An 8,257-nucleotide genomic window follows, 5' to 3' on the forward strand; every position below is an offset into this window, starting at 1 on the left:
AGCACTTAGACACTTACGCACTTCATTAAATACTCTCTCTTTCACGCTTGCCAGATCGCCTTCCAGCGTGCAACCCGCGGCGTGGGCATGTCCGCCGCCATTGAACGCCGAGGCTATTTTTTGGACATCGACTGCATTCTTCGAGCGGAAGCTTGCTTTCCACTTCTCTTTGCTCCCGCCTTTGGCGGACTTGCTCGAGGCAGGTTCTTCCGGCTTCAACTGTCGGAAAAGCATGGCAACTTCCACTCCAAGGATAGAACGCGGATAATTGATGAATTCCTCGGCAACATCTTCGGAGGCGCATGAGTCGCTGAACATCTGCTGGGTCAGTACGACCCATGCCGTCTTATCTCTCATCTCGAAGGTCCCAAGTACCATTCTTAAAAGGTCTATCGCGCACGGAGAGTTCGATTCGTCCATCGCCATCGATATTGCCCAGGGACTGGCGCCGGCCTCGACCAGCTCGGATGCGTCCTTCAAAAGCGAAGCGGAGGTATTGGAATAACGGAAGGAACCGGAATCTACCACAAATGTACAGAAGATAAGGTTCGCGATCTCCTTTGTGACCTCAAGGCCCATCGCCTTGAACAATCTAAAAATGACCTCTCCAGTGGCCGCCGCATCCACATCGATACATACAATATCGCACTCGGACGAGTTCAGCTTGTGATGATCTATAAGTATCAATTTGCCGAGGCGTTCTCTGTCGATCTCGGCGGCATCGCCCCCGATGCGATCGCGCTGCGAACAGTCCACCATAAATGTGACATCGAACTTTTCGTCGGGACCTAGTTCGCTGACCACTTCTCCCGAATATGGAAGGAACTTGAGATTGTACGGGACAGGGTCGGCGTTGTACATCTTCACCTTCTTGCCGAGAGACTCAAGGCCCTTTGCCAGAGCTATCGTGGACCCTATACCGTCACCGTCGGGATGGGCATGGCTGGCCACTAAGAACCGGTCGCCCTGCTTTATCGCGTCTATTACTTGTTGATAAACTCCCATATTATGCAATGCGAAGTCAGAAGTCAGAGATCGGAAGTCTGATATCAGATTTCTGACCTCTGATTTCTGACCTCAGACCTCTGACTTCAGGTTTTTTAGTATCTCTTCTATTCTCTCGGCGTTCTCAACCCCTTCGTCCAGGAAAAAGTCTATCCTAGGCATGATCTTTAGCAAAAGCTCCTGACCTATCTTGTGTTTTAGTCCGGACCTTTTGGCCTCAAGCGCATGCTTGGCGGCTTCCTGTTTGTCCTTTCCGCCGTCCAGATAAAAATATATCCTGGCGATGGAAAGATCGTTGGTCATGGCGGCCCTGGTGATCTGGATCCCGATCAACCTTTCGTCGTCGGTATCTTCGTATATGAACGACGCCGCCACCTGATAGATCTGCTGGGCGATACGATCGGCCCTATTATATGGAAGATTTCGTGACATGTAACTTGTAACTTGTAACTTGTAACTAGGATATAAAATAACTAGTCACGAGTCACTAGTTACATCTTTTGGGCTACCTGCTCGATTATGAAAGCCTCGATGATATCGCCTTCTTTAATATCGTTATAACCGATAGATATACCGCATTCGTTGCCTTCGTTCACCTCACGCGCGTCGTCTTTGAAGCGCTTCAAGGAATCCATCTTGCCGGAATAGATCACAGCGTTGTCGCGCAGAAGTCTGACGCCCGCGTTACGGACTATCTTGCCGTCCTTGACGGAGCAGCCTGCAATAACGCCGAACTTGGAGATATTGAAGACCTGCCGCACCTCGGCGTGGCCCGTGATCTTTTCCACCTGCAGAGGCGTCAGCAAGCCTTCCATCGACATTCTGACCTCATCCATCAGCTCATAGATGATGGTGTAGCGTCTTATCTCAACGCCTTCGCGTTCGGCTATGGCCGCAACTCCGGCCTCGGGAACCACGTTGAAACCGATGATGATGGCGCCGCTGGCGGAGGCAAGCATAACGTCGCTTTCGGTCACAGCACCGACACCTGCATGGATTATAGATACCTTGACCTTCTCTGTAGAAAGTTTCGGAACAGATTCTTTGATGGCTTCTGCCGAACCGTTAACGTCGGCTTTAAGGACAAGCTTCAGATCTTTTAGCGAGCCTTCGGCCACCTGCTTGTGCAGGTCTTCGAGCGTTACGCGCGCCGTCTTTGAAAGCGCATCGAACCTCTGCTTCTGCTGGCGCTGTTCGCTTATCGTGCGGGCCGCCTTGTCATCCTCCACCTCTATCAGCTCATCGCCCGCCATCGGAACGCCGGTAAGCCCTATCAGCGAAACCGCCTCCGAAGGGCCGGCGCTCTCGACCTGTTCGCCGCGGGTATTGATCAGCGTCCTTACCTTTCCGCAGTGAAGACCAGAGATTATCGAAGCCCCCACTTTAAGGGTTCCTTCCTGAACAAGGATCGTTGCAACGGGGCCCAGACCTCTATCGAGCTTTGCCTCGATAATGGCCCCCTTTGCCGCAGTTCCAGAATCCGCCTTCAGCTCCATGACCTCTGACTGTAAAAGGACCATGTCGAGCAGCTGGTCGATCCCTTCGCCCGTCTTGGCCGAAGTTCCGACGCATATCACATCTCCACCCCATTCTTCGGGCAGGATACCGTATTCAGAGAGAGACCTCTTTGCGCGTTCCAGATTGGCCTCGGGCTTATCTATTTTATTGATGGCAACTATGATGGGAACGCCGGCCGCGCGGGAATGGTCTATCGCCTCTTTGGTCTGAGGCATGACACCGTCGTCCGCGGCAACGACAAGGATCACTATATCCGTCACCTTTGCACCGCGCGCACGCATAGCGGTGAAGGCCGCGTGGCCAGGCGTATCGATGAACGTTATTTTCCCCTTTGATGTCATTACTTCATAAGCGCCAATGTGCTGGGTGATACCGCCGGCCTCGCCTGCGGCCACTTTTGCTTTTCTGATATAATCAAGGACCGACGTCTTGCCGTGATCAACGTGGCCCATGACCGTAACAACCGGCGGCCTTGCAAGCACGTTCGAGCCCTTCGTCTTCTTGACGCCCTCTATGACCTTCTCTTCCTGAAAGGCAGTATGCTCTATCTCGTGGCCGAACTCTTTGGCAAGAAGCGTCGCCGTGTCGACATCGATCGACTGATTGACCGTGGCCATAATGCCGAGATCCATCAGCTTCTTTATGATCTCGCCTGTTTTAACTCCCATGCCTTGCGAAAGCTCAGAGACCGTGATCACTTTGTCTATCTTGATGACCTTCTTGGAGGCCTTGGGCTGAGTAATGGACGTTTTCTTGAACTCGCGCCTTACCATCCTTCTCCTGCGCGGACCGGGTTCGAACACGCGGTTTTGAACCTGTTCTTTAGGAGGCTCCGCGAGCTCCTTAACCTCGTCCGATGCAACGAAATGTTTAAGGCCTCCGGCGCGCCTGATGGCCTCAAAATCCATCTCGGCCTTGGAAAGTTTCTTTTTGGGCGCTTTTTTGAACTTATCTTCCAGCTCCTTAACGACTGCGGCTGTAGTTGGTGGTGGAGTTGGCTTTGCTACCGGCTGGGGCTCTGCCTGCTTGATTATTCTCAAGCCTCTAAGCGGCGAGCCTTCGGCCCTGCTTGAAGGCCTTGTGACGACCTCTTGCAGTTTTTCCGCAGAAGCAGGCGTCGGGGCCGCAACAGGTTCCGGAGCTGCTTTAACTGGAGTCACATGCGCCACAGGGGCGGATGGAGCGGCGGCCTCTGAAGAGGGCGCGGTCCCTTCCTGAAATTCTCCATTTATCACCTCTTCAACTGCAGGGGCTGGAGGAGCCTCTTCTTTTTTCGCCCTTCTTCTGATAACCGTCGACCTGACTCTTTGTTCTACAATTTCGGCCATAATGTTTATTTAATTATTCCTTGGTTGTGTCATCAATCGCCGTCGTTTCGCCTTCTGCGGGGACTTCATCCTCTTTTTCCGTAGCCGCCGCCTCAGCGCTCACCTTTGCGTCTATCTCGGCCTGTTTTTCTTCTTCTGCCTTGACTAACGCATCCCTTTCCGCCTTTTTCTCGGCCTCGATCTTCTTTTCAGCTTCTGCCTTCTCTATCATCTCCGCTATCACGCCGGCGGTGGTGATCCCGGCGTTCTTCGCCTCGATCGCCTTTCTATAGATCTCCTTAAGGGAGTCCTTATCCATTCCCGCGAGTCCTAAAAACTCCTCTTCCGGCATTCCGGCGATGTCTTCGGTGGTCCTATACCCGTTTCCGTACAATATCAACGCAATTCCGTCGTCGACTCCGAGTATCTTGATGAGGGAGGCCTTGTGCCGGGCGGTGAGCTCGTCCACCCTGCTTTCGCTTAAGACGTCCAGGTCCCAGCCGACAAGCATTGCCGCGAGTCTTACGTTCTGCCCCTTCTTCCCTATCGCAAGAGAGAGCTGATCGTCCGGAACAACTACTTCCATCTTATGCTCTTTCTCTTTTATGACTATGCGGCTGACATCTGCCGGAGCTATCGCGTTACAGGCGAATTTTGCCACATCATCGTCCCACTGGACGATGTCTATCTTTTCGCCGCGAAGTTCCTGGACAACGGTCTGCACGCGCGAACCTTTTCTGCCAACACATGCGCCTACGGGATCAACGTCCGAATCCCTTGAATAGACCGCTATCTTTGTGCGCATTCCGGGATCCCTTGCAACACCCCTGATCTCAACTATGCCTTCGCTGATCTCGGGGGTCTCGATCTCAAATAAACGCTTAACGAACATCGGGTGTGATCTTGAAAGAATGACCTGAGGACCGCTTCCCCTGCCTATCTCAAAGAAATATCCCTGAAGGCGTTCACCGTTCTTGTATCTTTCGTTGGGTACCAGCTCGTTCCTTGGGATGACCGCTTCGGTCCTTCCAAGGTCTATGATAATGTCGCCGTTCTTTTCTATCCTTCTGACGACACCCGTTATCAGCTCGCCTATCCTGTCCTTGAATTCGCCGTAGACCACTTCGCGTTCGGCATCGCGCAGCTTCTGAACGATCACCTGCTTTGCCGCCTGAGCCGCGATGCGCCCGAACTTTGCGTCCATCTTAACGCCGATGCTGTCGCCGTCCTGGGCATCAGGATCGAGCTTGTGAGCATCTTTCATGGTCATCTCGATATTATCGTCGACGACCTCTTTAACGACCGTCTTGAATTGAAAGAGCTCGATCTCACCTGACTCTGTGTTGTAGTGGGCTTCCATCTCTCCCAGGTGGCCCCATTTCTTGCGTGCGGCCGTAAGGATCGCCGCCTCCACGACCTCTACCAGCTTCTCTTTGGGTATGTTCTTCTCCTTGGCTATCGTCTCCAATACCCTGTCCAGTTCTTTTAGATCGCCTGCCATACTTTTACTCCTTTTTTGATTTGAATTCGTGTTCAAGTTTCGCCTTTGAAACCATATTGAGCGGCACTTTGTATTCGGTGCCATCAACGTTTATCAATATATCATCGCCGGCAACTCCCTGCAGGATGCCAATATAGTTGCCCCGGCCGTCTATCGGCTCAATGGTCCTTATCCTTGCCTTCTCCCCCTTGAACCTTTCAAAGTCCTTGAGCCTGCGAAGAGGCCTGTTTAAACCAGGAGAAGAGACCTCAAGCGAATAGCGCTGCGGAATGACATCATCTACATCAAGTGCGGCACTTACACTGCGTGATACTTCGGCGCAGTCGGCGATCGTTATGGAGCCGGCCTCGTTATCTATATATACGCGAAGGACCCAGCCATGGTCATTTACGAACTCGCAGTCGACCAGTTCATAACCAAGGCTTAGAAGAACAGGTTCTATGACCGCCTGTGCTTTTGCGGATATTGCCTTTATGTCCATAATGCCGGCAAGGCAAGCAAGGTTTAGCTTTGCTGGCCTGTAACTTTGCTTGCTACCACTATATAACAAAAAAGTGGGTCAAGCTCCGCTTGCCCACTTCAAATAAACCGCCCGAATACTGATGGACTGGTTTCCTATACCCATTCAATTAACTTTGCAAGCGATATTTTAGACAAGGTTGTCGGAATAGACATCGTAACCCCCCTGTAAAGTATATGCCAAAAGTCAATACCAAAGGAACCCTTCGGCAAGAAGAACTATTGGAGGGGAGTTGCCCACAGGGGGCGCACACCAGCTCCTTACGGGCTGGCGCGCCCCCTGATGGATAACTCCTTCGTGCGTTGGATATAAAAAGGACAGAGGCGGCCCCTGCCATGGCGGAACCTTCCAAAGGCAACGACGTTGTTTCACCTCCAATAAACCGAAAGGGGCTTTTTGGCACTGCGGATGGTTATCGTGGAGCCCATGGGTGCGGGATACTGCGTTGAACCGCCGTCTATGAATATGGTCCCATGTTGCATAGAAGAAGCTATTCTTACGGCCGCATTGGACGAAAGGACCCCCCTTTTAAATCTATACTTTTTTGTATAAAAGTAGGGCTCTCTTACCAGATACTCTATCTTATCGGATGTAAGGGGAAGGACCTTGCCGCCCGCCGCCCTTACCGCCGCCGTAGAACCCGCCGCGGTAGAGACCCAAACTCCGGAGCTCTTCTGTTCCTCCGTTTTGCCGCCTATTGTAAGCCTGTATTTCGAGGTGCTTGCCGGAAGGACGTTCGTGAAAAGCACGTCGTTAAGCGCCAGCTCGTCCAGCTTCTGGCCGTTTATCAGGACCTGAAGCCTGTGAAGTTTTATCGGCTTTTTCTTTCCCTCTTTCAGAGACCTTATGTACCCCTTCATCGTCTCGCCGGTCGCGGCGCAAAAGTATCCGACACTCTGCCTGCCGAACGACTTGATGCCCAAGATGGGCGAGTTGTGAACAAAGTGAGATGTGTAGAGCACCGTACCGTCGCCGCCAAGCGTAATGACGAGGTCCGCGTTAACGACATTCTTCAGCTGGCGGGTGCTTTTTACCCCAAATGGAATGCCGAACGATTTAAGGACCTCGTAGAGTCGGTTGAGCGTTGCAAGATGGAGAGAGCTGCCGCCGCCTATCTTTCCCGAGAATGATGCCGAAACCTGCTTATAGACGACTAAAACTTGATTTAGTTTCATGTCCGATATATATACTTAGAAAGTAAGCGCGTTGCAAGAGATACGTTCATTGACATAATGCCCAATATGCGACTGGTTTCTCAGGGGCGGGTGAGGTATTCGAGCGACCGGTGTCCAGCTTCGCTCACATGCCGCGAAGCTGGCACCTCGGCGCTCAGACGCGGCATCTATCGAACGGGCTGCCGTTGCCGCGTCTTCCGCGACGTCGCTCTCACACCCCACCCGCCCCTTCAAAACTCGCGTAAACCTTCCAATAAAGTTATCCCATTTGCTTGAAGAGGATGGCTGCCATGGGGAAAGCGGCCACTAGCGTTCCCGACGAACATTTGTTCGGAGGGATGACCGATAAGCCGTACGAGGTCAAAAAACATGTGAGCGGCTTTAAATTTTGGCGGCTGACCGAGCTTGCCGCAGGAAAGCCGCCAAAATTCAGCGGTCATTTTATATTCATCCTTCGACATGCTCAGGATGAGCGGATCAAAACAACCAAAGCCGCACATGTTTTTTGGCCGAGAAGGCTTGTCGGTCAAGCGTGGCCGAATTCCCCATGGCAGCCATCCTCTTCTCGAACAAAAGGGTCGCGGAATGGGCAATATGACAAGTTCGAGGTTAACTATGAGAAAACGAATAGGCATATTCGGCGGTTCTTTTGATCCCCCACACAAGGGGCATGTGGAAATATGCCGCCATCTTCTTGTCAAGAACGACGTCGACGAGATCTGGGCGGTCCCCTGCTTCATGCATCCCTACAACAAGGTGATGGCTCCTTTCAAAGACAGGGTCATGATGTGCAAGTTCGCCTTTGAGGAGTTCGGCGGCAGGGTGATAATATCGGACGCGGAAAAAAAGATGGGAGATGTGAGCTACACTATAAACACCATCGAACACTTCACCGAACGCTATCCGGAATATAAGTTCTATTTTATTGTTGGGAGCGATACCGCAAAGGACGCCGCAAAATGGAAGGATTCGGAAAAGATAAATTCTCTTATTCAATTGATCAGGGTTCCGCGAGGTCCCGATTCTTTGATACCGGACATAAGCTCAACGGATGTAAGAAATTGCATTAAGAACGGAAAGAGTTTTAAGGAGCTGGTCACCCGGCAGGTAGCCGTCTATATCGTCACGCACGGATTATACTCTTAAGGGCACCTCTAAAAACCCGTAAATTGCTCGTTCGTCCTGAGCCTGTCGAAGGATGAACCGTTATAAATCAACGTGTTGCAATTTT

8 protein-coding genes and 1 pseudogene (1 of these 9 only partly in view) are annotated in these 8,257 nt (G+C 51.9%); 1 reads left to right on the plus strand and 8 read right to left on the minus strand.

The features are described 5' to 3' along the window. From COV46_08970 to COV46_09000, 7 genes are all read right to left on the minus strand, one after another. Positions 1-1,005 (minus strand): DHH family phosphoesterase (locus tag COV46_08970; protein ID PIR16282.1); only part of this gene is annotated, 1,005 nt, incomplete at its 3' end. A gap of 72 nt (positions 1,006-1,077) precedes the next feature. Continuing rightward, the gene (gene rbfA / locus COV46_08975) at positions 1,078-1,437 is read right to left on the minus strand and encodes a ribosome-binding factor A (GenBank protein PIR16283.1); all 360 of its coding nucleotides are present in this window, start codon (positions 1,435-1,437) and stop codon (positions 1,078-1,080) included. A gap of 59 nt (positions 1,438-1,496) precedes the next feature. Next, positions 1,497-3,851, minus strand: a complete 2,355-nt coding sequence (locus COV46_08980; GenBank protein PIR16284.1) for a translation initiation factor IF-2 — start codon at positions 3,849-3,851, stop codon at positions 1,497-1,499. Between the two features lie 13 nt (positions 3,852-3,864). Then, a complete protein-coding gene (locus COV46_08985) occupies positions 3,865-5,415 on the minus strand; it encodes a transcription termination/antitermination protein NusA (protein PIR16285.1) in 1,551 nt (516 codons plus the stop codon). Beyond that, positions 5,336-5,812, minus strand: a complete 477-nt coding sequence (locus tag COV46_08990) for a ribosome maturation factor RimP (GenBank protein PIR16286.1) — start codon at positions 5,810-5,812, stop codon at positions 5,336-5,338. Before COV46_08990 ends, COV46_08985 begins: the two co-directional genes overlap by 80 nt. Positions 5,813-6,219: 407 nt before the next feature. Continuing rightward, a complete protein-coding gene (locus tag COV46_08995; protein PIR16287.1) occupies positions 6,220-7,026 on the minus strand; it encodes an NAD(+) kinase in 807 nt (268 codons plus the stop codon). 230 nt (positions 7,027-7,256) lie between these two features. Continuing rightward, the gene (locus COV46_09000; protein ID PIR16288.1) at positions 7,257-7,487 is read right to left on the minus strand and encodes a hypothetical protein; all 231 of its coding nucleotides are present in this window, start codon (positions 7,485-7,487) and stop codon (positions 7,257-7,259) included. Here COV46_09000 and COV46_09005 point away from each other — a divergent pair. Then, positions 7,486-8,172, plus strand: coding sequence for a hypothetical protein (locus COV46_09005; protein PIR16289.1), 687 nt, complete (start codon positions 7,486-7,488; stop codon positions 8,170-8,172). The genes COV46_09000 and COV46_09005 overlap by 2 nt on opposite strands. 8 nt (positions 8,173-8,180) lie before the next feature. On the opposite strand, the pseudogene COV46_09010 reads toward COV46_09005, so the two are convergent. Then, positions 8,181-8,257 (minus strand): annotated as a pseudogene (locus COV46_09010) (hypothetical protein) (it continues 1,525 nt past the right edge of the window).

The sequence above is a fragment of the Deltaproteobacteria bacterium CG11_big_fil_rev_8_21_14_0_20_49_13 genome (assembly GCA_002796305.1).
Taxonomy (GTDB): domain Bacteria; phylum UBA10199; class UBA10199.